Source organism: Arthrobacter sp. MDT2-16, from assembly GCF_054510925.1.
In genome coordinates this window covers 129,528-156,256 of the sequence record NZ_JBTNDP010000005.1, presented here as the reverse complement: position 1 = coordinate 156,256, position 26,729 = coordinate 129,528, and the positions used below count along the sequence as shown (strand labels likewise).

Genomic DNA, 26,729 nt, shown 5'->3' with positions numbered 1-26,729 from the left:
CAGTCAACGGCGATTCCTTCGCCACGCCGAACGAACCGAGGAGGCGCCGATGGGACTTCTGGAGACTATCCACGGCCCGCAGGACCTGAGCAAGCTCAGCGACGCGCAACTGACGTCACTCGCCAAAGAGATCCGCGCCTTCCTGGTCAGCAATGTCTCGCGGACGGGCGGGCACCTGGGCCCCAACCTGGGCGTGGTCGAACTGACCCTCGGCATCCACCGCATCTTCGACTCGCCCCGCGACAGCGTCATCTTCGACACCGGGCACCAGTCCTACGTGCACAAGCTCGTCACGGGCCGCCACGACTTCAGTTCGCTGCGCCAGCAGGGCGGACTGTCCGGCTACCCGTCACGCGCCGAGTCGGTGCACGACGTCGTCGAGAGCTCGCACGCCTCGTCCTCCCTCTCGTGGGCCGACGGCATCTCCCGCGCCCGCGTCCTGAACGGCGAGGGCGACCGCTACACCGTGGTGCTCGTGGGGGACGGCGCCCTGACGGGCGGCATGGCCTGGGAAGCCCTCAACAACATCGCCGCGGACAAGCGACGCCGCGTGGTGATCGTGGTCAACGACAACGGCCGCTCCTACGCACCGACCATCGGCGGTGTGGCCGACTACCTCGCGTCCCTGCGCCCCACCCTCGACTCCGTGCGCACGCACCGCGTCTACGAGCGCACCCTCGACTGGGTCAAGCAGCGCATGCACGACGGCGGGACGGTGGGCGAGTTCAGCTACAAAAGCCTGCACGCCATGAAGAAGGGCATCAAGGACTGGTGGGCGCCCCAGGGCCTGTTCGAGGACCTCGGGATGAAGTACGTGGGTCCGGTGGACGGCCACGACCAGTCGGCCGTCGAGCAGGCCCTGCAGCTCGCCAAGAATTACGAGGGGCCGGTGATCGTCCACGCGATCACCGAGAAGGGCCACGGCTACGCGCCGGCCCGCGCCCATGAGGCGGACCAGTTCCACGCCGTCGGTGTGATCGACCCCGAGACCGGCGAACCCGTGGACGTCGCGGGCCAGCAGTCCTGGACCTCCGTCTTCGCGAACGAGATCGCCGACATCGCCGACGAGCGCCCCGACATCGTCGGGATCACCGGCGCCATGCTCATCCCCGTGGGGCTCCACCGCTTCGCGGCCCGTCATCCGGACCGCGTGTTCGACGTCGGCATCGCCGAGCAGCACGCGCTCACGAGCGCCGCCGGCATGGCGTTCGGCGGGCTGCACCCGGTGATCGCCCTGTACGCGACCTTCCTCAACCGCGCCTTCGACCAGCTGCTCATGGACGTGGCCCTGCACAAGGCGGGCGTCACGGTGGTCCTGGACCGTTCCGGTGTCACGGGGCCGGACGGCGCGAGCCACCACGGCATGTGGGACCTCGCGCTGCTGCAGGCCGTCCCCGGCCTGCACCTCGCCGCCCCGCGCGACGCCACCCGGCTCCGGGAGGAGCTGCGCGAGGCCGTCGCCATCGGCGACGCCCCGAGCGTGGTGCGCTACTCCAAGGGGTCGGTCGGGGCCGAGGTCGAGGCGATCGAGCGCCTGGACGACGGCGTGGACGTCCTCTCCCGCCGGCCCGCCGGTTCCCGGACCAACGACGTCCTGATCGTCAGCGTCGGCGCCATGAGCGAGCTGGCCCTCGACGTGTCGAACCGGCTCGGCGCCCAGGGCATCAGCTCCACCGTCATCGATCCGCGCTGGCTCCTGCCCGTCCGCCGGTCCGTGATCGACCTCGCGGCCGAGCACCGCATCGTGATCGTCATCGAGGACGGCGTCCGTGCCGGCGGTGTCGGCTCGAGGATCCGCCAGGAGATGCGCTCGGCGGGCGTGGACACCGCGCTCAACGAGGTGGGCCTGCCGGTCGAGTTCCTCGACCACGGCTCCCGCAACCAGGTCCTGGAGCGCGTGGGCCTCACGGCGCAGCAGATCACGCACGACGTCGTCGCGCAGGTCCTCGGCACCAAGGTGCCCGTCGCGCGTCCGCTCGCGGGGGATTCCCCACCCGTGACCGGGCAGCTCCCCAAGCACTGACCGAGGGATCCGGCGGTGCCCGGCACGGTGCTCCCGGCCGGGACACCCGTGCCCGGCCGCGGTTCCCCACCGTCGCTCCGCCGGACCGGCCGGGCGGGCTCGCCGGTGCGCGGGAGCCGCAGGCGGGAGGTGGTGTGAGATAATGGCGAAGGCCGACGAGGGAACCACATTCCCGCGCCGGTCCAGTGACAGGCTTCCGTTCCGCCGGCGATGCTTCCGTCCTACCGAGTCCGCCCCGTCGGCGGAAGTAGGCCGAATCCGCTGTCGGGACCCACCGTCCACCCGGACGGCTGAGGTGGAAAAGCGCCACTGGTCTCCGAGTGATTCCGCACCCCCATGACGGTGTGACCTCGGGCGACATGACAACGACTTCCGGTCAGCCGCCGGGCGAAGGGCCCGCGGCGGGCCGACATACCGCCCTGGAGGGTGCCGGAATGTGGCCGGTGCCGCAGGGGCTTGGAGCGAGCACCCATGGATCAGTCAGAACAGCTGGGGAACGAACAGAACGCGGCCGCAACGGCAGAAGCGCCCGAGCAGGCCGCGCCGGCGAAGGCCCCGCGGAAGCGACGCACCGCCAGCGCCCCGGCCGGGGCGCCACCCGCCCTCACGGGATCCCTGCCCGACGCCGGGCCCGATGCCGAGGTCGAAGCCGCCGCTCCGGTCCGCAAGCGGGCCACCCGGACGCGCAAGCCCGTCGTCGTGACGGACGAGACGGTCACGGACGCAGCACCGGCGCAGGCCGCCGTCGTCGAGGCCGCAGGCACCACCGACGCCGATGCAGCACCCGAGGCACCTGCGGCCCCGGCCCGCGCGACCCGCACGCGTCGTCGCGCCGCCACGGCTGAGGCGGGCCCCGCCCGCCCCGTCGAGCAGCCTCCCGTCGCCGCGGCCCCCACCGAGCCCGTCGTCGAGCCCGTCGTCGAGGCTGCACCGGCCGTCGAGCCCGGGACCGCCGTGGAGGACGCCGAGGGCACCGAGGAGAAGCCGGCACGCGCGCGCCGTACCTCCACCAGAAGCCGCAGCCGCCGCGCGTCCGAACCGGTCCAGCAGGACCACGTCCCCTCGCCCGCCGCCGACGCGGCCGCTGCCCCGACGGCGTCCGCCCCGGAAGCGCCCGCCGCGGACGACGCGCAGGACCCCGACGACGCGCAGGACTCCCGGAGCACCGTGGACCAGCCGGCCCCGGTGACCGCAGCCGACCCCTTCGCCGTCCCGGAATCGCCGCTCTCGCTCCTGTTCCACGCACCGGATCTCAGCACTGTCACCGTGCCGGCCGTCAAGGTCACCCCTCCCGCCGAGGAGGACGCCGACGAGGACGCCGAGGACCCCGGACGCCGGTCGCGGAGGAGCCGCCGCAGCAGGACCCGCGGCCGCGGCGACGCCGGCCAGACCGAGCCCGGCGCGGAGGACGCCGAGGCGGACGGACCGGACGAGCAGGCCGGATCGAACGGCCCGGAGAACGGCGCGGGCGTCACGTCACGCCGCCGCCGCCGTCGTCGTCGTGGTGACCAGGACCTCGAACTCTCCGGCGGCGACGACGACGACCCGCCCAACACCGTCACGCGTGTCCGCGCCCCCCGCCAGTCCAGCGAGCCCGTGTCCGATCGCGTGACCAGCGTCCGCGGCTCCACGCGGCTCGAGGCGAAGAAGCAGCGGCGCCGCGAGTCCCGGGACACGGGCCGCCGCCGACAGGTCATCACCGAGGCGGAGTTCCTCGCCCGCCGCGAGTCCGTGGACCGGCAGATGATCGTTCGCCAGCGCGACGACAGGATCCAGATCGGCGTCCTCGAGGACGGCATCCTCGCCGAGCACTTCGTCTCCCGGACGCAGCAGGACTCGCTGATCGGCAACGTCTACGTCGGCAAGGTGCAGAACGTCCTGCCGAGTATGGAAGCGGCGTTCGTGGACATCGGACGGGGTCGCAACGCCGTCCTGTACGCCGGTGAGGTCAACTGGGACGCCGCGGGCCTCGAGGGCCAGCCGCGCCGCATCGAGCTCGCGCTGAAGTCGGGCGACCCCGTGCTGGTGCAGGTCACCAAGGACCCGGTGGGTCATAAGGGCGCCCGGCTCACGAGCCAGATCTCGCTCCCGGGCCGCTACCTCGTGTACGTGCCCGGCGGGTCGATGACGGGTATCTCCCGCAAGCTGCCCGACGTCGAGCGCAACCGCCTGAAGCGGATCCTGAAGGACCGCCTGCCCGAGAACGCCGGCGTGATCGTCCGCACCGCGGCCGAGGGCGCGAGCGAGGAGGAGCTGACGCACGACGTCAACCGCCTGCGCGCCCAGTGGGAGGAGATCGAGCGCAAGGCCGGCTCCACCAAGACCCTGGCACCCGAGCTGCTGTACGGTGAGCCCGACCTCACCATCAAGGTGGTGCGCGACGTCTTCAACGAGGACTTCTCCAAGCTGGTCGTGTCCGGCGAGGAGGCCTGGGACACCATCGAGGCCTACGTCATGTACGTGGCCCCGGACCTCGTGGGCAGGCTCGAGAAGTGGACGGGCGACGAGGACATCTTCGCCGCGTCGCGCATCGACGAGCAGATCTCCAAGGCACTCGAGCGTAAGGTCTTCCTGCCCTCGGGCGGATCCCTCGTGATCGACCGCACCGAGGCCATGACGGTGGTGGACGTCAACACCGGCAAGTTCACCGGCAGCGGCGGGAACCTCGAGGAGACCGTCACCAAGAACAACCTGGAGGCCGCGGAGGAAGTGGTCCGGCAGCTCCGCCTCCGCGACATCGGCGGCATCATCGTGATCGACTTCATCGACATGGTGCTCGAGGCGAACCGCGACCTCGTGCTGCGCCGGCTGGTGGAGTGCCTCGGCCGCGACCGGACCAAGCACCAGGTGGCCGAGGTGACCTCCCTCGGGCTCGTCCAGATGACGCGCAAGCGCATGGGCACGGGCCTGCTCGAGGTCTTCGGTGAGGACTGCGAGCACTGTGCGGGCCGAGGCGTCGTGACCCACATGGAGCCCGTGGAGCACCGCCGGACCGCGCCCGCGCCCGAGAGCACGCCGCAGGTGCGCCAGGACCGGGTGTCCCGGAGCGAGCGCAAGCGGAACCGCGGACGCGGAGGCCAGCAGGACGAGGGCCTGGTGCTGCCCGCCGCCGTCGCACCCGTGGCCGAGAGCCCCGATCGCGCTGCGAAGGCGGAGGCGGCGCGCGCCGCCCTGGCGAGCATCGCCGCCGCGACGCACCACGCTCAGGAGGAACAGGGCACGGAGGCTGCTGTCGAGGCCGCCGTCCAGGTGACGGAGGCCGTGCTCACCTTCAACGGCGAGACGGTGACCCTGCCCCGTGCGGAGGGCCGGAACCAGGACGGCCGGGACCGGGAGGTCCCGCCGTCGACCCGCCTGACACTGGACAGCCTGAGCGAGGCCTTCAACAGGAAGCCGGCCGACGACGCAGCAGCGGCACCCGCAGCAGAGCCCGGGGAAAGCGCGGGGGACGACGTGCAGGAGGATCCCGTGGCCCCGGTCCGGGCGGTGTCCGGCCCGCCGGCCGCAGCGGTGGCCGACGAGGCGCGGGTTCCCGCTGCGTCGCGGCCCGGAGCGCCCACGGAGGTGGCGGAAGCGCCTGCCCGCCGTACGCGCCCCCGCAGGGTCGCCCGCAGCGCCCAGGGCGCTGCGGACACCACCATCGAGACGCAGGTCGCGGGGCCCGCCGGTGACCCCGCCGGCACCCGGCACGTCGCCAAGGCGCCCGTGGCGGCACGGAAGCCCGAGGCATCGGCAGCCGAGCCGCTGATCTTCGGTGTCGGCGTGCCCGCCTCGGAGCTGTAGGGGCTGAACGGGGCCGTAGAGGCCAGGGAGAGGGAACGCCGGGGTCCACGGGGACTCCGGCGTTCCTGTGTCCGGGAATCGGCCGGCGCGAGCGCCGTCCCGCCCGCTGATTTGCGGGAAGGTGCCGTACTGCCGTAATCTGGACCCTCGGTGCACTTGCCTGTCAACCGGCATGTCCGGCGGCAACGGTGAGGGATGCACGCACGCAGATGTCCTTCGGATCTCGGCAGCCCAGGCTGCGGTGTCCGGGACGCGCACAGCGAATCCCGCACGGGGAGCAAGCTCCAGGATCGCTGCCGAAGCGCACCCAGGTTTTTTCATCAGAAGTCAAGAATGTCGAGAGAAGTGAGTTCCCAAGTGGTGTACGCGATTGTCCGCGCAGGCGGCCGCCAAGAAAAGGTTTCTGTAGGAGACCTCGTTACCCTTGACCGCGTCGCCGGTCAGGCAGGAAGCACGTTCAAGCTTCCCGCCCTCCTTCTGGTAGACGGCGCCAAGATCACCTCCGCAGCGGAGGACCTCGAGAAGGTCACCGTCACTGCCGAGATCATCGAGAATCTTCGTGGACCGAAGATCGTCATCCAGAAGTTCAAGAACAAGACCGGCTACAAGAAGCGCCAGGGTCACCGTTCGGAACTGACCCGCGTCAAAATCACAGGCATCGCGTAGTCCCTTCGGGCTATCGTTCGGTCAAGCAGACACTTCAGCGAAGGCAGGCATAACTCATGGCACATAAGAAGGGCGCAAGCTCCACTCGCAACGGCCGCGACTCGAACGCGCAGTTCCTCGGCGTGAAGCGCTTCGGCGGTCAGGTCGTCAAGGCCGGCGAGATCATCGTCCGCCAGCGCGGCACCCACTTCCACCCGGGCGCCAACGTGGGCCGCGGCGGGGACGACACCCTGTTCGCCCTCGAGGCCGGTGCCGTCGAGTTCGGCACGCGTCGCGGACGCAAGGTCGTCAACATCGTCGGAGCAGCAGCAGAGTAATTCTGCCTGTACACGGTGCTAGAAGCATTCGGGTGGGGTGAGCCTCTACGGCTCGCCCCACCTTCTTTTAAGCCGATTAGACTCGGCACAGCGAGACATTTGTAGAAGGAGACCACCGTGGCGAGCTTCGTTGACCGCGTAGTCCTGCACGTATCCGGAGGCACCGGTGGCCATGGCTGCGTCTCCGTCCACCGAGAGAAGTTCAAGCCCCTGGGCGGGCCCGACGGCGGCAACGGCGGCGACGGCGGCAACGTGATCCTCCGCGTCGACCATCAGACCACCACCCTGCTCGACTACCACCACGCCCCGCACCGCCACGCCACCAACGGCGGCAACGGCATGGGCGACTGGCGCGGAGGCAAGAGCGGGGAGACGCTGATCCTGCCCGTCCCGGACGGCACGGTCGTCAAGACGAAGGACGGTCAGGTCCTCGCCGACCTCGTCGGCGAGGGCACGGAGTTCGTGGCCGCCGCCGGCGGACAGGGCGGCCTCGGCAACGCAGCCCTGTCCTCCCAGAAGCGCAAGGCACCCGGATTCGCCCTCCTCGGCATCCCGGGCGACGAGCGGGACGTCGTCCTCGAACTGAAGTCCATCGCGGACATCGCGCTGGTCGGTTTCCCGTCGGCCGGCAAGTCGAGCCTGATCGCCGCCATGTCGGCCGCACGGCCGAAGATCGCCGACTACCCGTTCACCACCCTCGTGCCCAATCTCGGTGTCGTCGAGGCCGGCTCCACGCGGTTCACCATCGCCGACGTCCCGGGCCTCATCGAGGGTGCGAGCGAGGGCAAGGGCCTCGGCCACCACTTCCTGCGCCACGTGGAGCGCTGCGCGGCCCTCGTGCACGTCCTGGACTGCGCCGCACTCGAGACCGACCGCGATCCGCTGGCCGACCTCGCGATCATCGAACGCGAACTGGACAAGTACTCGGTGGACATGAGCTTCGCGGGACCCGACGGCGACGTCGTACCCCTGAACGAGCGCCCGCGGCTCATCGCGCTCAACAAGGTCGACGTCCCCGACGGACGCGACATGGCGGACTTCGTCCGTGCCGACCTCGAGGCCCGCGGCTACCGCGTCTTCGAGGTGTCCGCCTCCAGCCACGAGGGGCTGCGCGGGCTCGGCTTCGCCATGGCGGAGATCGTCGAGAACGCCCGCAAGGCCGTGGCGACCGCGCCCCCGAAGGTGGCAGCGCCCGTCCTGCGCCCCCGCGGCGTCAATGCGGCCTCGTTCCGGATCCGGCACGAGGAGAAGGACGCGCTGCCGCTGTTCCGCGTGCTCGGGGAGAAGCCCGAGCGCTGGGTGAAGCAGACCGACTTCACCAACGACGAGGCCGTCGGCTTCCTCGCGGACCGCCTCGCCAAGCTCGGCGTGGAGGAGCAGCTGTTCAAGACCGGGGCCAAGCCCGGCGACACCGTGGTGATCGGCGAGGGCGACGGCGTCGTCTTCGACTGGGAGCCCACCATGATGGGCGGCGCCGAGCTGCTCGCCGGCCCGCGTGGCTCCGACCTCCGCCTGGCCGAGTACGTCCGGCCCACGCGGGAGCAGAAGCGCGAGGAGTACCAGGAGCGCAAGGAGGCGAAGGCCGCCGCGCGCGCGGACCTCGAGGCGGACCGCAGGGCGGGGATCTGGACCGAGTCCGTGCAGAACCGTTCGAAGACCGCCCCTGCCCCGCAGGAAGCGGACGGCGAGGGGGACTGACGCGGTGGGACCGGAGCAGTCGCGCCGGCCCCTGCCGTCCCGCGCGGGGCTGGCGGCCGCGGGCAGGATCGTCGTCAAGGTCGGGTCGTCGTCGCTGACGTCCGTCTCGGGAGGCATCTCCGGTCAGGCCCTCGTGGGCCTCGCGGACGTCCTCGCGGAGCGGCGCGTCGCCGGCACGGAGGTCATCCTGGTGTCCTCCGGGGCGATCGCCGCGGGCCTCGCGCCTCTCGGCCTCGCCCGCCGCCCGTCCCAGCTGGACACCCAGCAGGCTGCCGCGAGCGTGGGGCAGGGCCTGCTGATGGCGCAGTACTCGCAGGCCTTCGCTGCCCACGGCGTCACGGTGAGCCAGATCCTGCTCACCGCCGACGACCTCATCCGGCGCTCCCACTACGCCAATGCGCACCGTGCGATGGAGCGGCTCCTGAACTTCGGCGTCGTGCCCATCGTCAACGAGAACGACACCGTCGCCAGCCACGAGATCCGCTTCGGCGACAACGACCGCCTCGCTGCGCTGGTCGCGCACCTGGTGAAGGCGGAGGCGCTCGTGCTGCTGTCCGACGTCGACGCGCTGTACGACGGGCCGCCCGCTGCCGGCGCGCGCCGCATCCCGCTCGTCGCCTCACCGTCGGACCTCGACGGCGTCACGATCGGGCGGGCCGGCAGGGCCGGTGTGGGCACGGGCGGCATGGTCACGAAGGTCGAGGCCGCCACCATCGCCGCGTCCTCCGGCATCCCCGCCCTCGTCACGTCCACGGCGAACGCCGCGGCGGCCCTGCGCGGCGACGACGTCGGGACGTGGTTCACGCCGACCGGCAAGCGCCAGCCCATCCGCCTGCTGTGGCTGGCCCACCTCGCCCGCGTCCTCGGCACCCTGGTGCTCGACGACGGCGCCGTGCGCGCCGTGGGCGAGCGGCGCCGGTCGCTGCTGCCGGCCGGTGTGGTGGACGTCTCGGGCGTCTTCGAGGCCGGGGATCCGGTGCAGCTCGTCAGCGGCGACGGGACGGTGGTGGCGCGCGGCCTCGTGAACTACAGCTCCGCCGAGCTCCCGCGGATGCTGGGACGGTCCACGCACGAGCTCGCCGACGAGCTCGGGGCCGAGTACGAGCGCTCGATCGTGCACGTCAACGACCTCGTGGTGCTGCAGGCCGCTGCCGCGTCATGAAGCACCCCTGGGAGGTCGGCGGACAGGGTCCTCGCTAGACTGCTGGCATGACCGACCTGCAGGCCGAGACCACCCCCCGGACCGACGACGCCGAGGCCCTGTCCCCGGAACAGCTCACGACGGCCGTCCACGCCATCGCGGACCGGGCGCGCGTCGCCTCCCGTGTCCTCGGGCGCGCCAACCGGGCCCGCAAGGACCGGGTCCTCCTCGCCGTCGCCGCCGCCCTCGTCGCGCGACGCGACGTCGTCCTGGCCGCGAACCGCACCGACGTCGAGCGCGGCCGGGCCTCCGGTACCTCCGCCTACCTGCTGGACCGGCTCAGCCTCGATCCGGCGCGGATCGACAAGCTCGCCGACGCCCTGACGGAGCTCGCCGCGCTCCCGGACCCCGTCGGCACCGCGGTCCGTGCCGAGACACTCCCCAACGGGCTGAGGATGCGGCAGGTCCGCGTGCCGCTCGGCGTCGTCGCCGCCATCTACGAGGCGCGCCCCAATGTCACGGTGGACATCGCGGGCCTCGCCCTCAAGAGCGGCAACGCCGTGATCCTGCGCGGAGGCAGTGCGGCCGCGGCCACGAATGCCGCGCTGGTCGGGATCATCCGCGACACCCTCGAGGACCACGGCCTGCCCGACGACGCCGTCCTCACCGTCGACGAGTTCGGCAGGGAGGGCGCCCAGGTGCTGATGCAGGCCCGCGGGCGGATCGACGTCCTGATCCCGCGGGGCGGGCGCGAGCTGATCCAGTCGGTCGTGACCACCGCGCGCGTCCCCGTCATCGAGACGGGGGAGGGCAACGTGCACATCCTGCTCGACGAGAGCGCGGACGAGGAGATGGCGGTCGACATCCTGCTCAACGCCAAGACCCAGCGTCCCAGTGTCTGCAACACCGTGGAGACGCTCCTCGTCCACAGCCGGTCGCGTGCCGCGGCCGCCGTCCTCGCCGCCCTCGTGCGCGCCGGGGTGGTCCTGCACGTGGACGAGCGCTCACGCGCGCTGCTGCCCGCCGGGGCCGACGCGCCGCCCGCGACGGAGGACGACTGGGGGCGCGAGTACATGCAGCTCGATCTCGCCGTGCGGACGGTCGACAGCGTCGACGAGGCGCTGCAGCACATCCGGCGGTGGAGCACAGGACACAGCGAGGCCATCATCACCGACAGCCTGGCGTCGGCCGAGGAGTTCATCGCCGGCGTCGACTCGGCCGCCGTGCTGGTCAACGCCTCGACCCGCTTCGTCGACGGCGGTGAGCTCGGTCTCGGCGCCGAGGTGGGGATCTCCACGCAGAAGATGCACGCCCGCGGTCCCATGGGCCTGGCGGAGCTGACCACGACCAAGTGGATCGTGCAGGGGGAGGGGCAGGTCCGTCGCTGACGCCCCCGTCCGCGGGGAGGACGCGGTCCGGTTGCGCGTACCATTGAAGCAAATGCCCGCGCCGGGCCGGACGGACCGGCGGAACCTGACCCGACAGGGGAATCACGATGCTCTACTCCCTCGGCAGCGCACTGCTGGCGACCGAAGCCATGGAACACCACACCGAACTGCCGATGCCCGCCATCGCGTACGGTCTGATCGCCATGGGCATCCTGCTCACCCTGATGGTCGTCACGCTGTCCTTCTCCAACGTCCGGAATCGCCACGAGGCCGTCGAGGAGCACATCGACCCGCACAAGCAGCACGCCAACAACCACGACCACGGCGAAGCGAACCGGCTCTAGCGGTCCAGGTGGTAACGGACAGCATCCAGCGGGACGCCATGGGCGGCCCTCAGCAGCGGCACCGGGACGGATCGCGCTGGCGACTCGGCGTCATGGGCGGGACCTTCGACCCGATCCACCACGGCCACCTCGTCGCGGCCAGCGAGGTCGCCACGGTCTTCGACCTCGACGAGGTGGTGTTCGTGCCCACGGGGCAGCCGTGGCAGAAGGCCGACAAGGACGTCGAGGCGGCGGAGCACCGCTACCTGATGACGGTCATCGCCACGGCCTCGAATCCCAGCTTCACGGTGAGTCGCGTGGACATCGACCGGCCGGGTCCCACCTTCACGATCGACACGCTGCGCGACCTGAAGGCGGAGCGGCCGGACGCGCAGCTGTTCTTCATCACCGGTGCCGACGCGATGGCGCAGATCCTCACGTGGAAGGACGCGGAGGAACTGTGGTCCCTCGCGCACTTCATCGGCGTCACGCGGCCCGGCCACGAGCTGAACGGGCGGGGACGCGACGTCAGCCTGCTGGAGGTCCCGGCCATGGCCATCTCGAGCACCGACTGCCGACGTCGCGTGGGCGAGGGCAAGCCCGTCTGGTACCTGGTGCCCGACGGCGTCGTCCAGTACATCGCCAAGCACCGCCTGTACCGGCGCGCGGCACCGTCCGGAGGCCGGCTGCCCCGGCGCCCCGAGGGCGAGGAAGTCTTCCCGGCGGAGGGGAAGCACGGGGGCAGCCCCAGCACCGTACACCAACCGACCGGGTGAAGAGGCGATGGGCAAGGCGAGCGACGACGCACCTGTCACCGGGGACCGAGCGGACCGCCCCGAGTCAGGGGGACTCGGGATGACAGGCAGCACCGGCCCCGCCTCCGTCGGTGACGGAGCGGACCGGACGACCGTGGACAGCGCCGCGCGTCGCAGCAGGATGGCAGCGGAGGCGCCGGCCGACTCCGTACCGGAGGCTGCGGTGGAGCGCGCGTCGCGGACACGAGCCCGCGACGGGGAGGCGCCGAGGGCGTCCCACACCCTTGCCGAGGCGCAGGACCCCCAGCAGAGCGGCGTACGCGTCGAGATGCCGACCCGGCGGCAGTTGAGGCTGCAGCAGGCGCAGGGTCGGGCAGTGTTGCCCCGGCCCCTGACCGAAGGGCTGGTGGCCGTGACCCCGACGGATTCCGCCTCCATGGCTGACCGACCGTGTGCGACCGCTGCCGGGGCAGCACCGACGCCGGTCCCCGGCGGGCGCCGGGATCGACGTCGGCGGGGCGGTCGCCCAGCAGATGGGACGCCGGACACGCCCGCGGGTGTCTCCGGCGGCGCATCCGACAGGGCGGTCGACGATGCGGTCGATGGGAGACGCACCGAGGAGTTGAGCGTCGAGGAGGCCCTCGCCGCGCGTCACGCGATCGCCGAGGAGGCGAGGGAGCTCGTCGCCGGGCTCCGGACCGCCGGCACCGACGATCCCTTCATCGTGGACGCCGGGCTGCTGGCGCAGCAGAAGGCACTCGCCGAGCGGGCCGCGCTCCTGAACAGTCGGGCTCGTGCGACGGAGGAGCGGCCCTCGCGGCCGAATGAGCAGCCCACGGTGCCGGTGAACGACCCGACGACGGCACACAACCTGTCGATCGTCGCACCGCCCGAGTTCGTCCAGGTCCCGGGCGGGTCCCAGGCCGTGCTGCGGGCGCCGGCCACCTCCTCCGTGCCGGTGGTGTTCCTGCATCCCGCGCCGTCTTCTCCCACCCCGTCCGCGGAGGGCGCCGAGGGAGGGGGCGTCGGCACACCCGCCCGGGTGGATCCCGACGAGACCGAACCGGTCGGGGCGCGAAGCGCCTTCGGCCTGGATCCCCTCGACGCGATGACCGCAGGCCTCGGCAGGCTGCGCCGTATCCGCATCATCCAGTATTCGCTGCTCGGTGCGGGCGCGGCGGCACTCTCAACCGGAATAGTATTGACAGTCAGCTCCCTCAATGGGTGAAACCGCTGGCACCACACAAGGAGATCAGTGAGCGCTACCGAAGAGTCCATCAGCATCGCCCGCACCGCGGCGCACGCCGCCGTGGACAAGATTGCCCAGGACATCATCGCCATCGACGTCAGCGACCGGCTCGCCATCACGGATATCTTCCTGATCGCGTCCGCACCCAGCGAGCGCCAGGTGAACGCGATCGTCGACGGCATCGAGGAGGAACTCTCGAAGCAGGGCCTCAAGCCCGTACGGCGTGAAGGGCGCAGTGAGGGCCGCTGGGTCCTGCTCGACTACGCCCAGGTGGTCGTCCACGTGCAACACGAGGAGGACCGCGTGTTCTACGCCCTCGACCGCCTCTGGAAGGACTGCCCGTCCGTCGACCTCCAGCTCGAGGGTGCGTTGCAGAGCTCACCTCAGACCGCAGCCTCCGACGCCGCCGAGTGACGCGATATCCCCACGCGGATCCAGCAGCCCGCCGCGTCATCTTCTGGCGCCACGGCCGTACGGAGTGGAACCGCTCCGGCCTGTTCCAGGGCCAGGAGGACATCGACCTGGACGAGACGGGCCGTGAGCAGGCGGCTCGTGCTGCCGAGGTGCTCGTGACCCGGCAGCCGGCGATGATCGTCTCGTCCGACCTCCGGCGGGCCGCCGACACGGCGGCCGCCCTCGCCGGGCTCAGCGGCGTGCCGGTGTCCTTCGACGAACGTCTGCGCGAGACGGACGCCGGCCAGTGGCAGGGTCTGTCCTTCGCCGAGATCGACGAGAGGTTCGCCGAGGACAACGCCGCCTGGCGTGGGGGAGACCCCGAGGTGCGCGCCGGCGGTGCGGAGAACCGGATCGATGTCGGCGACCGCATGCTGGCGGCGGTCACGGATGCCGTCGCTCGCATCGAGCCCGCGGAGACCCTCGTGGTGGTCAGCCACGGTGGAGCGATCAGGGCTGCGCTGGCGGCACTCATGGGGCTGCCGCCGAGGCGCTGGGGTTCCCTTGCCGGCCTGTCCAACTGTCACTGGTCCGAGGTCCACGAAGTCGTGGGCAGGGCCGATGCGCTTTTCTCGTGGCAGCTGACGGAGCACAATGTGGGACTCGGCTCGCTGCCGGTGGAGCCGCTCGAAGGGTGAGACCGCCAGGGTGGTCGATTTGGCGAAGCAGCCAGAATTTACTACACTGAACAAGTTGCTTCGGCGGGGTGAAGACCTCCGGGAGCAGCGAAGCACGGGGCTATGGCGCAGCTGGTAGCGCACCTGCATGGCATGCAGGGGGTCAGGGGTTCGAATCCCCTTAGCTCCACGACGAACCGCCGGACCACAGGGTGAGAGCCCTGATCCGGCGGTTTTTTGTCGTGCAGGCGAGAAAGATGTCGACGGCCCAGCCGGTCCGCCGCCAGCGCGGGCGACGCGCCACCGATGACCCGGCCGAAGAACCGACCCGAGGGCAGGGCCGTCAGTCCTGGTTCCTCCGTCGTCGCAGGCTGGTCCACCACGTCGGCCGCAGGGCTCCGCGCACGGGGCGTCGCCGCGGTGCAGACCGGGATGCGCCGTCCTGCAGGTGAGCCGGCCTTCAGCGGCGGGTGCGCGGCCGGGAATAGCGGCGGGTCAGGTCGGTCAGTGCCAGGATGGCGATGATGATCGAGACGGCGACGGCGGCAAGCATCACGTAGAGCCCCGCCAGCATCGCCATGGGGGAACTCGCGTCCCGCAGGAACCCGATCCCTCCGACCGCTCCCACGACCCAGAACAGGGCCACGCCGACCAGAGCCGCGATCGACGGCAAGGCCCCTCCGTTGTCCTTCAACCACTGCGTCGGTCGTGCCGATTCGAGTCCCATGAGCGCCATGCTCCAAGTGTCCGGCTTCGAGGTGGCAGGGCTACTGTCGACACGTCTCGGTTGGGTCACAGTTGAGGTCCGGCCCGGTTCTTCCAGCGCCTTGTGATTCCGAGCTTCTCCCGCGCCGGTGATGGTCACTGCAGCAGCCAGCGCACGGCGTGGTCCCGGCCCGTGAAGAACCGGACGTCGGTCGCGGTCCTCACGGTGAACGCGGCCAGCATGCGGTCCACGGCGTCGTACCCGAGGATCGCGATGCGCGCGGGGTGCTCGTACGCGTGGATCGCCTCACGCGCCTCACGGGTCATGTCCTCGAGGGCGGTGACCTCCACCAGGAGCGGCAACCCCCGCCGGCCGGAGGAGGCGAGAGCGGAGCCGACCTGCGCGATATCCGCCCGGTCGATGACGAGGCGCGGTTGCCAGCACAAGTGGAGCGCGAAGGGCAGGACCCTCAGGGAGAACCGGGCCTTGTCCTCGGACGTCGCGTGATCAGGGCGAGCATCCAGTACGTCCGTATCCACTTCCAGCGAGCGCCTTCCACGCGTCCCGGCCGCGCTTCGCAGTGCCGCCGGGACATCCGATGAACCGCCCTGCGGCGGCGGACCGCGCGGAGGGGCGCGAACCGGAATCCATTCGGAGCAGGGGAGGCGGGCGGATGGGTCGACAGCAGCTGATCGTCAGAGGTGCCAGGCCGGCTGGCCGTCCCACAGGCCGCACTCGTTGATGGTGTCGATGAGCTCCCGGACTCCCGGGGCGAGCGTGGGCAGGCCGTCCTCGACGGCGATCAGCGGAGCGTAGTGCCGCAGCTCCGCCATCTCGTTCGCGAAGTGGAGTGCACGGGCGTGGTCGACGGTGAGGCCCACGCCGCCCGCGGCCACCGCTTCGAGGGCCGATTGCGCCCTGCCGAAGAGCACGGCGTGTGCCAGGTCGGCCGCCGCAGTGGCCGGATCCTGCTCGGCCGCCCGGTTCCAGGTGCGCAGAACCACGTCCTGCTTCACGCGTACGCCGACCACTTCCGAGTCGAATGCCATGGCTTCCCCCGATGCTCCCTCGCTGGATAGAGGCTCCAGCGTCGCAGCCGCCGGTTCCCGCCAACAAGACGCCGCGAGGTGAAAGCGGAAGTTGTTAGCCGCCCGTTACCTGCGCACGGCCGCGTTGATGGGTCGTCCACCGGGGCGCGCCGTGCCAGACTGGGACGCATGTGTCCACGTTTCGCGAAGTCGCACGCACGCACCACCAGCTCGAGCAGCAATCCCGCGGTCGCGCCGGGGGTGGGGGACCGGCACCTCGGCATGCGCCTCGACGACGCCTGGCTCCGGTTCCAGACGCGCCTCGCGGTTCGCCGCGGCCGCGTCGAGACCGTCATCCCGTACACCGGCTACGGCACGACGTCGTGGGTGCGGGTACTCGCGCGGGTGGTCCTCAGCGACCCGCGTGATACGGGGAAGGGGTCGGCGGACGGCCCGCTGAAGCCCCTGCAGGAGGGCATGCGCGGTTGGCGCAACTTCACGAGCGCCCCGGTGGCACACGCCGTCGTCCACGTCACCATCGGGGACACCGTGCACGACGTCGAGGCGGACCGCGGTGGCGTGGTGGACGCCCGCATCCCCGTGACCCTCGACGCGGGGTGGCACACCATCGCCCTGCAGTCGGGTGAGTCGAAGACCGTGGAAGCCCCCGTGCGGATCGTCGCGGACGGCACGGGGTTCGGCGTCGTCTCCGACATCGACGACACCGTGGTGGTGACCGCCCTGCCGCGGCCGTTCCTCGCGGCCTGGAACACCTTCGTGCTCGACGAGCACGCGCGGACCCCCACGCCCGGGATGGCCGTGCTCTACGAGCGGATCGTGCGGACCCTCCCCTCCGCACCCGTGCTGTACCTCTCCACCGGCGCCTGGAACGTGGCGCCGACCCTGTCCCGCTTCCTCTCCCGCAACCTCTACCCCGCGGGCCCGAAGCTGCTCACCGACTGGGGGCCCACCCGCGACCGCTGGTTCCGCAGCGGCCAGGACCACAAGCGGACCTCCCTGGAGCGCCTCGCAGAGGAGTTCCCGGACGTGAAGTGGCTGCTGGTCGGCGACGACGGCCAGCACGACGAGGCGATCTACTCCGAGTTCGCGCAGCGCCACCCGCAGAACGTCCGGGCCATCGCGATCCGCCAGCTGTCCACCGGGGAGGCCGTCCTCGCCGGCGGGCGCTCGAAGAGCGGGGTACGCCCGACGCCGGGCATCCCCTGGATCTACGCACCCGACGGCGCGGGCATGTCCGATCAGCTCGCGGAGCTGGGCATCATCCGCAACGATGTGCGTTCGGCCGATGAGCCGGAGGAGAACGGCTGATCCCCGCCTGCACGCGGTGCGTCATCCTTCCATGGTCCTTGATGCACGCGCAGGTGTGTCGTAGCGTGTGGTCCTAGCTACTCCGGTAGCGGGTCAGCGACCTCCGCAGGGAAGGGCGAGTGCCTCCATGCGGGCCTGACATTCGTACAAATGCCCGGCGGGGATCGTTCGCGGTCGCCCGCACAATCTCCAGCCGGCCCCGCGCCCAGCGGTGCACGGCACGTACGAAGAGGCCCGCGATGTCGCAACCGTCCTACCCCGCTCTCTCCTACGAGCTGTATCCGCCGCGGAGCGCCGAGTCCGAGCAGTCCCTGTGGACCACCATCCGCCGGCTGGAGGAGACGCGCCCGGATTTCGTCTCCGTGACCTACGGCGCGGCCGGCAGCAATCGGGAAGCCGCCATCGGCCTGCTGCGGCGGCTCCTGACGGAGACCACGCTGAAGCCGCTGGCACATCTCACCTGTGTCGGCAGCAGCCGGACGGAGCTGACGGGGATCATCGACCGTCTCATCGGCGGGGGAGTGCGCGGCATCCTCGCGCTGCGGGGCGACACGCCGGAGGGCAGGACGCGGGCGGGCGACGTCGAGCACGCGGACGAGCTCGTCCGCCTGATCCGGGAGGTCGAGGCGCAGCGGACCGCCCAGCTGGCCGCCGGCAGGGTGTCGGTCGGTGTGGCGGCGTACGCGACACGCCACCCCGACTCGGCGAACCTCGACCAGGACATCGACGTGCTCCTGGCCAAGGAGGAGGCCGGCGCCGATTTCGCCATCACCCAGGTGTTCTTCCGGTCCTCCGACTACACGCGCCTGGTCGCGCGGGCCCGGCGCGCCGGTGTGACGATGCCCATCATCCCCGGCGTCATGCCCCTGACGAGCACCCGGCGGCTGCGGAAGCTGAGCAGCCTCGCGGGGATCGACGTCGACGACGCCCTGTGGGCCCGACTCGAGGGCGCGCGTACCGACGACGAGCGCCGCCGCGTGGGTGTCGCCGCCACGGTGGACCTCGCCCGGGCGGCACTCGACGACGGCGCCCCGGGCCTGCACCTCTACACCTTCAACCAGCACGCCGCAGCCCTGGACGTCCTCGACGCCCTGGACCTCGCGCGGCCCCCGCAGGCGGGACTCGCAGCCTCCCTCTAGCGGGGGCCGGCAGCTCCCTGCTGCCCCTGCGGCAGGACGAGCAGGCGGCGTACCCGGCGTGGGCCGTCCGGGCGTCGGGGGTCGTGCCGGGCTAGGAACTCTTCGTGACGGCCCTTCCCGCGGCGGCGATCGCCGTGACCGCCGTCGGAGTGGCAGCCACGAGCTTGTCCTTGAAGACCACGGCCCCGACTCCCGCAAGAACGGAGCCGATGACCACGCGCTGGGCGGTGCGGCGCTTGCCGCTCCAGCCGCCGCTCACTGCGGCGTCGGTGGGATCGAGGGACGGGCCGTACAGGTTGCCGGTGGAGTCCTGCGCCGGCTCCTCGGTCGAGAGCTGACCGTGCTTCGCCTGCACCGCCATACCCTTCTCCACCTGGCCCGGCATGAGGCGGTGCTGGCGCACCACGGAACGCCCGAGACGACCGACGGCCACCTCGCGCACCGGCTTCTCGACGACGGCCAGAATCGCCCTGGCGACGAGGTCGGCGGGGTAGACCGGCGGCATGGCCACCACGCGCCGGCCCGTGTAGTTCGCGGCGTGGTGGAAGAACGGCGTGTCGATGGTGGGCGGAAGGACGGTGCACACGTGGATGCGCTTCTTCTTCTCCAGCATCAGCTCGGACCTGAGGCTCACCCCGAGGGCCCGCACGGCGGCCTTGGACATGGAGTAGGCGGAATTGTACGGCTGCGGAACCGCTCCGAGGATGGAGGCCACGTTGACGAGGACGCCGGAGCCCTGCTCCTGCATGCGTTCGAGCGCGGCGCGGGAGCCGTAGACGTACCCCATCACGTTGACGTCGATCACGGTCTCGAAATCGCGCAGAGGGATGTCGAGGAAGGGTGCGAAGACGGCCACGGAGGCGTTGTTGACCCACACATCGACGCGGCCGAACTCCTCCACGGCCCGGCTGGCGAGTTCCTGCACGGCGTCGTGCTCCGAGACGTCGGTGGGGACGGCGATGGCCCGGGAGCCCAGGGCCATGCATTCCGCGACGAGGGACTCGAGTGCTTCCTCCCGCCTGCTCGCGAGGACCAGGCAGGTGCGGCGGCGGGCGAAGTGCAGGGCCGTGGCTCGGCCGATCCCGCTTCCTGCACCGGTGATGACGACCACGCTGTTCCTGATGCGCATGGGGGTTCCTCCTGACGAGAGTCCGATGGCCGGCGGACCCGCGCCCGCCCTGTCCCCGAACGTACGGTCCGGTCGCCGCGCGTGCAACGGGGGATCAGCGAGCGGCCGTGGGTGCATAGCCCCGGGCCGTGTGCTTCGGCCCGATGCTCTGACTCCTGAGGATCTCGGCGAGCTGGTCCATGAAGAGCCGCACCCGGGCGTCGTCGGCGTCGCCCGTGCGCAGCGCGAAGATGCTGCGGGCGAGCCGGATCTCGGGGACGTCGAGCGTCACGATGCCCTCGGGCCGGTTGACCATGGCGAGTTCGGGCACCAGTGCCGCGCCGAGGCCGGCGGCCGTCAGTTCCAGGCTGGCGTTGAAGTCGTCGCAGTAGGCCGCGATCCGGGGGTGGAGGTTGCAGCTCGCGAAGAGCCGCTCGATCACCGTGGCGTCGGCCGTGCCCGGGTGGTGCATGATCCAGGGCATGTCCGCCAGCTGGTCGGCCGTGACGCGCGAGCCGCTGCGGATGCCCCAGCTCGCAGGCAGGATGACCCGGAAGTCGTCGTCGCCGATCCACTGGCGGCTGAGCGTGGAGGGCCAGGCGAGGCCGGCCTGTCCCACCTGGTAGACGAGCGCGAGGTCGAGGTCGCCGCCGGTGCGGAGTCCCTGGATGGCGTGCGCCGGTTCCCCGACGAACAGGCGCAGCGACACGCCGAGCCGCTGCCACTCGGGCATGCGGAGCAGACGAGGCAGGGCGAAGGTCGCGAGGCTGGGAAAGATCCCGATGCGGAGTTCGTGCGCCGGGCCCGAGCCGGCACGTGCCGTCGAGGCGAGCAGGGCGTCGATGTCCGTCAGCACCTTCGCGGCATGGCGGGACATCGCGACAGCCGCGTCCGTGGGCACCGCACTGCGGGCGGAGCGGGTGAAGAGGGTGGCGCCCGTGTCGCGTTCCAGCGCCGACATCTGCTGGGAGACGGCCGACGCCGTGTAGCCCAGGCTGGTCGCCGCCCCGCTGAAGGACCCGTGGCGGATCACCTCGAGCAGTGTCCTCAGGTGGATCGGGTTGACCATCGACCACCCTTCCTCTCGTCCGGCGGCTGTCCGTCGAGCTTACCGGGGCGCCGGATCCTCACCTCGCGGCTGCCGGGCACGCAGCGCGACACGCCAGAAAATGCGCGACACGAAAATTCTTGCGCCTGTGTGGAAGTCCTCCACAGCATGTGGACCGGAGCCTCGAAAAGGGCCGGATTCGGCGCGTTTCCGGGCTTCCGCCGGGCGCTGATCTGTGGACATCGTGTGGACTACTCGCTGCCGGAATGACATACTTGTAATACATCATGTTGGGGTCTGTCCCGAGGGCCCGCACTAGATGTAGTATCGAGGGACAGAAACAGCCGCTGCACAGCATGAGCCGCAAGGTGCGAGAAACCCCAGATTTCTTCCCCATTTCCGGGGCCGCGCCGCTCATGACACGACAGCACGCTGCTGATGGATATTCAGCAGCCGTATGAGGAAAAGGGGACTAGGACATGACCGTCACGGTTTACACGAAGCCGGCTTGCGTACAGTGCAACGCCACCTACCGCGCTCTGGACAAGAAGGGCATCGCCTACCAGAGCGTCGACATCTCGCAGGACCCGACGGCGCTCGAGCGCGTCCGCTCCATGGGCTACATGCAGGCACCCGTCGTCATCACCGACAACGACCACTGGTCCGGCTTCCGCCCCGACAAGATCAGCGCCCTCGCGGACTCCGCCGTCAGCTCGGTAGCCTGAACGGAACCCTTCGGGGTCCGCTCGGCGCGGCATCGGGATGAGCACCCTCATCGTGGATGACCAGGCGACCTCCGCCTCCCCGGTCGGGGACGCGGAGGGGCCGGTCACCGATGCTCCACTGATCTACTTCTCGTCGGTGTCTGACAACACCCACCGCTTCGTCCAGAAGCTGGGGGTTCCGGCTGCCCGGATGCCGCTCCTCACCAGGGAGCCGACGCTGCGGGCCACCCGGCCGTACGTGCTGGTCCTGCCGACCTACGGGGGCATCACCGGAAAGGGTGCGGTGCCCCGCCAGGTCGTCAAGTTCCTGAACGACGAGCAGAACCGCGGCCTCCTCCGGGGGGTCATCGGAGCCGGCAACACAAATTTCGGTGAGACCTACTGCCTTGCGGCCGACATCGTCGCGGCCAAGTGCGGGGTCCCCGTGCTGTACAGATTCGAAGTCATGGGCACGTCCGAGGACGTGGACCGAGTAACCACAGGATTGGAAGAGTTTTGGACATGAGTGTTGCAGAGACGGAGACGGGCGCACCCGCAGCCGCGGTGGACCGCTTCAAGGACATGGGATATCACGAGCTGAACGCCATGCTCAACCTGTACGGTCCCGACGGGCAGATCCAGTTCGACGCCGACCGCGAGGCCGCGCACCAGTACTTCCTGCAGCACGTCAACAACAACACCGTGTTCTTCCACGACCTCGAGGAGAAGCTCGAGTACCTCGTGAAGAACGAGTACTACGAGCGCGAGACGCTCGACCAGTACACGATGAACTTCATCCGCGACCTCTACAAGCGCGCGTACGCCAAGAAGTTCCGCTTCGAGACCTTCCTGGGCGCCTTCAAGTACTACACCTCGTACACGCTGAAGACGTTCGACGGCAAGCGCTACCTCGAGCGCTACGAGGACCGCGTCTGCATGGTCGCCCTGCACCTGGCCCGCGGCAACGAGCAGCTCGCCGAGCAGATGGTCGACGAGATCATCGACGGCCGGTTCCAGCCCGCCACCCCCACCTTCCTCAACGCCGGCAAGCGCCAGCGCGGTGAGCTCGTCTCCTGCTTCCTGCTCCGCATCGAGGACAACATGGAGTCGATCGGGCGGTCCATCAACTCCGCCCTGCAGCTCTCCAAGCGCGGCGGCGGCGTGGCCTTCGCCCTCACCAACATCCGCGAGGTCGGCGCGCCGATCAAGCAGATCGAGAACCAGTCCTCCGGCGTCATCCCGGTGATGAAGCTCCTCGAGGACAGCTTCTCCTACGCGAACCAGCTCGGTGCCCGCCAGGGTGCGGGAGCCGTGTACCTGCACGCGCACCACCCGGACATCAACCGCTTCCTCGACACCAAGCGCGAGAACGCGGACGAGAAGATTCGGATCAAGACGCTGTCCCTCGGCGTCGTCGTCCCCGACATCACCTTCGAGCTCGCCAAGCGCGACGAGGACATGTACCTGTTCTCGCCGTACGACGTCGAGCGCGTCTACGGCATGCCGTTCTCCGACATCTCGGTCACCGAGAAGTACTACGAGATGGTGGACGACGCCCGCATCAAGAAGACCAAGATCAAGGCCCGCGAGTTCTTCCAGACCCTCGCGGAGATCCAGTTCGAGTCCGGCTACCCGTACATCATGTTCGAGGACACCGTGAACCGGGCCAACCCGATCGACGGCAAGATCATCATGTCCAACCTGTGCTCCGAGATCCTCCAGGTCTCCGAGCCCACCACGTACAACGAGGACCTGTCCTACGACTCCGTGGGCAAGGACATCTCCTGCAACCTCGGCTCGCTGAACATCGCGAAGACCATGGACTCGCCCGACTTCGGCCGGACCATCGAGACCGCGATCCGCACCCTCTCGGCCGTCTCCGACATGAGCCACATCAGCTCGGTGCCCTCGATCGCCAAGGGCAACGACGCCTCGCACGCCATCGGCCTCGGCCAGATGAACCTGCACGGTTACCTCGCCCGTGAGCGGGTCCACTACGGCTCCGAAGAGGGCCTGGACTTCACGAACATCTACTTCTACTCCGTGGTGTACCACTGCATCCGGGCGTCGAACCTGATGTCCATCGAGACCGGTCGACGGTTCGCCGGTTTTGAGAAGTCCAAGTACGCCACGGGCGAGTTCTTCGACAAGTACACCGATCAGGTCTGGGAGCCGGCGACTCCGCGCGTGCGTGAGCTGTTCGCGGACGTGCACATCCCCACGCAGGAGGACTGGCGTGTGCTGAAGGCGTCGGTCATGGAGCATGGCATCTACAACCAGAACCTGCAGGCCGTCCCGCCGACCGGGTCGATCTCGTACATCAACAACTCGACGTCCTCCATCCACCCGGTGGCGTCGAAGATCGAGATCCGCAAGGAAGGCAAGCTGGGCCGCGTGTACTACCCGGCGCCGTACCTCACCAACGACAACCTGGAGTACTACCAGGACGCGTACGAGATCGGCTACGAGAAGATCATCGACACCTACGCCGCTGCCACGCAGCACGTGGACCAGGGCTTGTCCCTGACGCTGTTCTTCAAGGACACCGCCACCACGCGTGAGATCAACAAGTCGCAGATCTACGCCTGGCGCAAGGGCATCAAGACCGTCTACTACATCCGTCTCCGCCAGCTCGCGCTGGAAGGCACCGAGGTGGAGGGTTGCGTCAGCTGCATGCTGTAGGCAACTGAATCAGACCGTCCCGCAGTTCTTCCCATCGCCATTCCCACCCCAAGCAAGGAACATCTCATGAGCGAGAAACTGAAGCTCGTCGACCGGGTCCAGGCCATCAACTGGAACCGCATCCAGGACGACAAGGACGTGGATGTCTGGAACCGCCTGGTGAACAACTTCTGGCTGCCCGAGAAGGTGCCGCTGTCCAATGACGTGCAGTCGTGGGCCACGCTGACGCCGGAGGAGCAGCAGCTCACCATGCGTGTCTTCACGGGGCTCACGCTGCTCGACACGGTGCAGGCCACGGTTGGCGCCGTGAGCCTCATCCCTGATGCGCTCACCCCGCACGAGGAGGCCGTGCTCACGAACATCGCATTCATGGAGTCGGTGCACGCCAAGAGCTACTCGTCGATCTTCTCCACGCTGGCCTCCACCAAGGAGATCGACGAGGCGTTCCGCTGGTCCACGGAGAACGTCAACCTGCAGAAGAAGGCGAACATCGTCACGGACTACTACCGAGGCGACGATCCCCTGAAGCGCAAGATCGCCTCAACGCTGCTCGAATCGTTCCTGTTCTACTCCGGCTTCTACCTGCCGATGTACTGGTCCTCGCGGGCCAAGCTCACGAACACGGCGGACCTGGTGCGCCTGATCATCCGTGACGAGGCCGTGCACGGGTACTACATCGGGTACAAGTTCCAGCGCGGGCTGGAGAGCGCGACGCCGGAGCGCCGCCAGGAGCTCAAGGACTACACGTTCGAGCTGCTCTTCGAGCTGTACGAGAACGAGGTCCAGTACACGCACGACCTCTACGACTCCGTGGGTCTGGCCGAGGACGTCAAGAAGTTCCTGCACTACAACGCCAACAAGGCGCTGATGAACCTGGGCTATGAGGCGATGTTCCCGTCCTCGGTGACCGATGTGAACCCGGCGATCCTCTCGGCGCTGTCCCCGAATGCCGACGAGAACCACGACTTCTTCTCGGGCTCGGGTTCCTCGTACGTGATCGGCAAGGCCGTGAACACCGAGGACGAGGACTGGGATTTCTAAGCCCGTCTAGTCACTGATGCGCGATACGCGCATCTTCGCCGAAAGCCCTGCGCGTCGTCGCGCAGGGCTTTCGCCGTCGATACCTACAGTGCGAGATCGCTCCTCATAAGCCGTGACGATTCACTAAGCAGCACCTAATCCACAATATTGTGGTGGCCCGATACAGGATCCGAGAGAGAGCGCCCATTCATGGAACCGAGCGACGACGGAAAGTTCACTAATTTTCTCGATCGTATTGTAGTTCCCGCGTCATTTTCGACGGCGTCGCCGCGAAGTTCACTTGAACTGAGTGCTCCAGAGAGAACCCAAGCAAGGGCTGAAGCAATGTGGTGACCATCATGATACTGCTCAAGTTCCTCTCGCCCTTTCGTTCCCGGAAGCTCCTTCGCACCGGTGCTCTCCATACTCAAACCATCGTCCTTCGTGAGAAGGACATCGAGTTCTGCGGACTTCAGTTCGATGGTTTCCGGGTCGCCGAGTAGGTGAACGGGAAACTCCTTCATGCTGACGTGGGGGCATGTTGGACCAGTTCGAGCACTGCTCCCATTCCGCGCGTCCACTCGTCGGTGAACCACCGCAACGCTCCATTGCCCGCGAGTCCTCTGCGCGTGTCGAATGAGAGCGGTCTGACGCTTGTAAAGATGGTCCCCGAAGTCTGACGGGACCCTTTCGTCGAAGTCCCGTGCAGGAGTCCGGCACTCGGGTGAGCTCGGCAGGGGAACGCACCTCTCTGCCTCGTGCGTAGCGCTGGTTCTCCAAGGCAAGGCTGCGAGCCGGGCAAAGCGCCCTACAGTGGCCACAATCCCTGGGATTCTGAACCCGATCATGAGCGGTGGCTACCCACTGCAATCCTTGACTACGCTATCGAAGCCGGGATGGCGCCATGGCAACCTAGGTCCGAGGACCCTCGAAACCCCTGTTCGGCCAGTGGCGGCGGGATCCGGCGTCGGAGCGGTCATGATTCTGCGAGGGCGTGCACCGCGCGATCGATGGCGGGCCGCATGTCGAGTTCGGGATCGACGGTCAGCCGGTGCAGGAGTAGTCCGTCGGCGAGCGCCATGAGGGCCCGCGTAGCTGGCTCGGGATCGGCGATTCCGACGGCCGTCACGATTGACTCGGTCCACTTTTCGAATTCACGGCGCTGCTGCCGCAACGGCTCGCCGAGCTCAGGATCGGCGGCGAGTTCGAGGAAGAGGGCATAGCGCGCGCGGGTCCGCACAGCGAACGGCCCGGCCTGCAGCTCGACCATGGCACACAAACCCTCGATCAGTCCGTCGGCGCCGGTGATAGCCGGCATCGCGGCTGGGTCGAAATCGGCCCGCTCGCGCTCCGCGATCCAGTCGACCACCCCGCCCAGCAGCGCCCGGCGCGTGCGGAACCAGTTCGAGGTGGACCCTTGCGGTAGGCCGGCCCGTTCATCGACCCGCGCATGACTCAACGCGCGCACGCCCTCCGCACCGAGCAACTCCACGGCCGCCTCCAGGCCCCGCTCGCGCGTGGACGCTGGCATGGACACCCCCTTCCGCGAGGT

At 69.4% G+C, this 26,729-nt stretch carries 25 protein-coding genes and 1 tRNA gene; 19 read left to right on the top strand and 7 right to left on the bottom strand.

Going from position 1 to position 26,729, the window contains the following annotated elements; translation table 11 throughout:
* Positions 1–49: 49 nt before the first annotated feature.
* The 13 genes from dxs to ACX80N_RS10755 all read left to right on the top strand — a co-directional run bounded on the left by dxs (position 50) and on the right by ACX80N_RS10755 (position 14,603).
* Positions 50–2,023, top strand: coding sequence for a 1-deoxy-D-xylulose-5-phosphate synthase (gene dxs / locus ACX80N_RS10815; RefSeq protein ID WP_459339394.1), 1,974 nt, complete (start codon positions 50–52; stop codon positions 2,021–2,023).
* Positions 2,024–2,494: 471 nt separating this feature from the next.
* The gene (locus ACX80N_RS10810) at positions 2,495–5,806 is read left to right on the top strand and encodes an Rne/Rng family ribonuclease (RefSeq protein ID WP_459339393.1); all 3,312 of its coding nucleotides are present in this window, start codon (positions 2,495–2,497) and stop codon (positions 5,804–5,806) included.
* Between the two features lie 357 nt (positions 5,807–6,163).
* Positions 6,164–6,472 (top strand): 50S ribosomal protein L21, encoded by a 309-nt coding sequence (gene rplU, locus ACX80N_RS10805; RefSeq protein WP_459339483.1) that lies wholly within the window; start codon positions 6,164–6,166, stop codon positions 6,470–6,472.
* A gap of 56 nt (positions 6,473–6,528) precedes the next feature.
* Positions 6,529–6,789, top strand: coding sequence for a 50S ribosomal protein L27 (rpmA, locus tag ACX80N_RS10800; RefSeq protein WP_087073579.1), 261 nt, complete (start codon positions 6,529–6,531; stop codon positions 6,787–6,789).
* 117 nt (positions 6,790–6,906) lie between these two features.
* A complete protein-coding gene (gene obgE, locus ACX80N_RS10795) occupies positions 6,907–8,487 on the top strand; it encodes a GTPase ObgE (protein WP_459339392.1) in 1,581 nt (526 codons plus the stop codon).
* A 4-nt stretch (positions 8,488–8,491) separates the two neighbouring features.
* A complete protein-coding gene (proB, locus tag ACX80N_RS10790; RefSeq protein WP_459339391.1) occupies positions 8,492–9,649 on the top strand; it encodes a glutamate 5-kinase in 1,158 nt (385 codons plus the stop codon).
* 47 nt (positions 9,650–9,696) lie between these two features.
* Complete coding sequence (locus ACX80N_RS10785; protein WP_459339390.1) at positions 9,697–11,016, top strand: glutamate-5-semialdehyde dehydrogenase; 1,320 nt, start codon at positions 9,697–9,699, stop codon at positions 11,014–11,016.
* Positions 11,017–11,123: 107 nt separating this feature from the next.
* Positions 11,124–11,360: a hypothetical protein gene (locus tag ACX80N_RS10780; protein WP_105030487.1), complete on the top strand. Its 237-nt coding sequence runs from the start codon at positions 11,124–11,126 to the stop codon at positions 11,358–11,360.
* Between the two features lie 92 nt (positions 11,361–11,452).
* On the top strand, positions 11,453–12,115 hold the full coding sequence (gene nadD / locus ACX80N_RS10775; protein ID WP_459339482.1) for a nicotinate-nucleotide adenylyltransferase: 663 nt from the start codon (positions 11,453–11,455) through the stop codon (positions 12,113–12,115).
* A 79-nt stretch (positions 12,116–12,194) separates the two neighbouring features.
* Positions 12,195–13,322, top strand: a complete 1,128-nt coding sequence (locus ACX80N_RS10770; RefSeq protein WP_459339389.1) for a hypothetical protein — start codon at positions 12,195–12,197, stop codon at positions 13,320–13,322.
* A 27-nt stretch (positions 13,323–13,349) separates the two neighbouring features.
* Complete coding sequence (rsfS, locus tag ACX80N_RS10765) at positions 13,350–13,757, top strand: ribosome silencing factor (protein ID WP_105030485.1); 408 nt, start codon at positions 13,350–13,352, stop codon at positions 13,755–13,757.
* Entirely contained in the window at positions 13,754–14,434 is a 681-nt protein-coding gene (locus ACX80N_RS10760; RefSeq protein ID WP_459339388.1) for a histidine phosphatase family protein, read from the top strand. Before rsfS ends, ACX80N_RS10760 begins: the two co-directional genes overlap by 4 nt.
* A gap of 96 nt (positions 14,435–14,530) precedes the next feature.
* A tRNA-Ala gene (locus ACX80N_RS10755) sits at positions 14,531–14,603 on the top strand.
* A 270-nt stretch (positions 14,604–14,873) separates the two neighbouring features.
* On the opposite strand, the gene ACX80N_RS10750 is transcribed toward ACX80N_RS10755, so the two are convergent.
* The 3 genes from ACX80N_RS10750 to ACX80N_RS10740 form a co-directional block, all read right to left on the bottom strand.
* On the bottom strand, positions 14,874–15,149 hold the full coding sequence (locus tag ACX80N_RS10750; protein WP_105030484.1) for a hypothetical protein: 276 nt from the start codon (positions 15,147–15,149) through the stop codon (positions 14,874–14,876).
* A gap of 125 nt (positions 15,150–15,274) precedes the next feature.
* A complete protein-coding gene (locus ACX80N_RS10745) occupies positions 15,275–15,658 on the bottom strand; it encodes a hypothetical protein (protein ID WP_459339387.1) in 384 nt (127 codons plus the stop codon).
* A 156-nt stretch (positions 15,659–15,814) separates the two neighbouring features.
* Positions 15,815–16,168, bottom strand: coding sequence for a hypothetical protein (locus ACX80N_RS10740; protein ID WP_459339386.1), 354 nt, complete (start codon positions 16,166–16,168; stop codon positions 15,815–15,817).
* 261 nt (positions 16,169–16,429) lie between these two features.
* Here ACX80N_RS10740 and ACX80N_RS10735 point away from each other — a divergent pair, with 261 nt between their 5' ends.
* Both ACX80N_RS10735 and ACX80N_RS10730 read left to right on the top strand, forming a co-directional pair.
* Complete coding sequence (locus ACX80N_RS10735) at positions 16,430–17,476, top strand: App1 family protein (protein WP_459339481.1); 1,047 nt, start codon at positions 16,430–16,432, stop codon at positions 17,474–17,476.
* Positions 17,477–17,715: 239 nt separating this feature from the next.
* The gene (locus ACX80N_RS10730) at positions 17,716–18,615 is read left to right on the top strand and encodes a methylenetetrahydrofolate reductase (protein WP_459339385.1); all 900 of its coding nucleotides are present in this window, start codon (positions 17,716–17,718) and stop codon (positions 18,613–18,615) included.
* A gap of 91 nt (positions 18,616–18,706) precedes the next feature.
* Here ACX80N_RS10730 and ACX80N_RS10725 read toward each other — a convergent pair whose 3' ends face one another.
* Positions 18,707–19,744, bottom strand: coding sequence for an SDR family oxidoreductase (locus ACX80N_RS10725; protein ID WP_459339384.1), 1,038 nt, complete (start codon positions 19,742–19,744; stop codon positions 18,707–18,709).
* A 94-nt stretch (positions 19,745–19,838) separates the two neighbouring features.
* On the bottom strand, positions 19,839–20,792 hold the full coding sequence (locus tag ACX80N_RS10720) for a LysR family transcriptional regulator (protein ID WP_459339383.1): 954 nt from the start codon (positions 20,790–20,792) through the stop codon (positions 19,839–19,841).
* A 458-nt stretch (positions 20,793–21,250) separates the two neighbouring features.
* Here ACX80N_RS10720 and nrdH point away from each other — a divergent pair, with 458 nt between their 5' ends.
* The 4 genes from nrdH to nrdF all read left to right on the top strand — a co-directional run bounded on the left by nrdH (position 21,251) and on the right by nrdF (position 25,198).
* Positions 21,251–21,496: a glutaredoxin-like protein NrdH gene (gene nrdH / locus ACX80N_RS10715; protein WP_105030477.1), complete on the top strand. Its 246-nt coding sequence runs from the start codon at positions 21,251–21,253 to the stop codon at positions 21,494–21,496.
* Between the two features lie 37 nt (positions 21,497–21,533).
* Entirely contained in the window at positions 21,534–22,001 is a 468-nt protein-coding gene (nrdI, locus tag ACX80N_RS10710) for a class Ib ribonucleoside-diphosphate reductase assembly flavoprotein NrdI (RefSeq protein ID WP_459339382.1), read from the top strand.
* A complete protein-coding gene (gene nrdE / locus ACX80N_RS10705) occupies positions 21,998–24,157 on the top strand; it encodes a class 1b ribonucleoside-diphosphate reductase subunit alpha (RefSeq protein ID WP_459339381.1) in 2,160 nt (719 codons plus the stop codon). The genes nrdI and nrdE overlap by 4 nt, the downstream gene beginning before the upstream one ends.
* A 66-nt stretch (positions 24,158–24,223) precedes the next feature.
* Positions 24,224–25,198 (top strand): class 1b ribonucleoside-diphosphate reductase subunit beta, encoded by a 975-nt coding sequence (gene nrdF, locus ACX80N_RS10700; RefSeq protein ID WP_459339380.1) that lies wholly within the window; start codon positions 24,224–24,226, stop codon positions 25,196–25,198.
* A 134-nt stretch (positions 25,199–25,332) separates the two neighbouring features.
* Here nrdF and ACX80N_RS10695 read toward each other — a convergent pair whose 3' ends face one another.
* Positions 25,333–25,701 carry a hypothetical protein gene (locus ACX80N_RS10695; RefSeq protein WP_459339379.1) on the bottom strand — a complete coding sequence of 123 codons (369 nt, stop codon included), beginning with the start codon at positions 25,699–25,701 and terminating at the stop codon, positions 25,333–25,335.
* A gap of 452 nt (positions 25,702–26,153) precedes the next feature.
* On the bottom strand, positions 26,154–26,708 hold the full coding sequence (locus ACX80N_RS10690; protein WP_459339378.1) for a TetR/AcrR family transcriptional regulator: 555 nt from the start codon (positions 26,706–26,708) through the stop codon (positions 26,154–26,156).
* Positions 26,709–26,729 lie beyond the last annotated feature (21 nt).

Excerpts from the sequence above, each read along its gene's own strand:
- rpmA (WP_087073579.1), top strand. The coding sequence starts at position 6,529 with ATGGCACATAAGAAGGGCGCAAGCTCCACTCGCAACGGCCGCGACTCG.
- dxs (WP_459339394.1), top strand. The coding sequence starts at position 50 with ATGGGACTTCTGGAGACTATCCACGGCCCGCAGGACCTGAGCAAGCTC.
- nrdI (WP_459339382.1), top strand. The coding sequence starts at position 21,534 with ATGAGCACCCTCATCGTGGATGACCAGGCGACCTCCGCCTCCCCGGTC.
- nadD (WP_459339482.1), top strand. The coding sequence starts at position 11,453 with ATGGGCGGGACCTTCGACCCGATCCACCACGGCCACCTCGTCGCGGCC.
- ACX80N_RS10770 (WP_459339389.1), top strand. The coding sequence starts at position 12,195 with ATGACAGGCAGCACCGGCCCCGCCTCCGTCGGTGACGGAGCGGACCGG.
- ACX80N_RS10725 (WP_459339384.1), bottom strand. The coding sequence starts at position 19,744 with ATGCGCATCAGGAACAGCGTGGTCGTCATCACCGGTGCAGGAAGCGGG.
- ACX80N_RS10780 (WP_105030487.1), top strand. The coding sequence starts at position 11,124 with ATGCTCTACTCCCTCGGCAGCGCACTGCTGGCGACCGAAGCCATGGAA.
- ACX80N_RS10735 (WP_459339481.1), top strand. The coding sequence starts at position 16,430 with ATGCGCCTCGACGACGCCTGGCTCCGGTTCCAGACGCGCCTCGCGGTT.
- ACX80N_RS10785 (WP_459339390.1), top strand. The coding sequence starts at position 9,697 with ATGACCGACCTGCAGGCCGAGACCACCCCCCGGACCGACGACGCCGAG.
- ACX80N_RS10740 (WP_459339386.1), bottom strand. The coding sequence starts at position 16,168 with ATGGCATTCGACTCGGAAGTGGTCGGCGTACGCGTGAAGCAGGACGTG.
- ACX80N_RS10690 (WP_459339378.1), bottom strand. The coding sequence starts at position 26,708 with ATGCCAGCGTCCACGCGCGAGCGGGGCCTGGAGGCGGCCGTGGAGTTG.
- nrdH (WP_105030477.1), top strand. The coding sequence starts at position 21,251 with ATGACCGTCACGGTTTACACGAAGCCGGCTTGCGTACAGTGCAACGCC.
- ACX80N_RS10730 (WP_459339385.1), top strand. The coding sequence starts at position 17,716 with ATGTCGCAACCGTCCTACCCCGCTCTCTCCTACGAGCTGTATCCGCCG.
- nrdE (WP_459339381.1), top strand. The coding sequence starts at position 21,998 with ATGAGTGTTGCAGAGACGGAGACGGGCGCACCCGCAGCCGCGGTGGAC.
- ACX80N_RS10720 (WP_459339383.1), bottom strand. The coding sequence starts at position 20,792 with ATGGTCAACCCGATCCACCTGAGGACACTGCTCGAGGTGATCCGCCAC.
- ACX80N_RS10695 (WP_459339379.1), bottom strand. The coding sequence starts at position 25,701 with ATGAAGGAGTTTCCCGTTCACCTACTCGGCGACCCGGAAACCATCGAA.
- nrdF (WP_459339380.1), top strand. The coding sequence starts at position 24,224 with ATGAGCGAGAAACTGAAGCTCGTCGACCGGGTCCAGGCCATCAACTGG.
- ACX80N_RS10750 (WP_105030484.1), bottom strand. The coding sequence starts at position 15,149 with ATGGCGCTCATGGGACTCGAATCGGCACGACCGACGCAGTGGTTGAAG.
- ACX80N_RS10810 (WP_459339393.1), top strand. The coding sequence starts at position 2,495 with ATGGATCAGTCAGAACAGCTGGGGAACGAACAGAACGCGGCCGCAACG.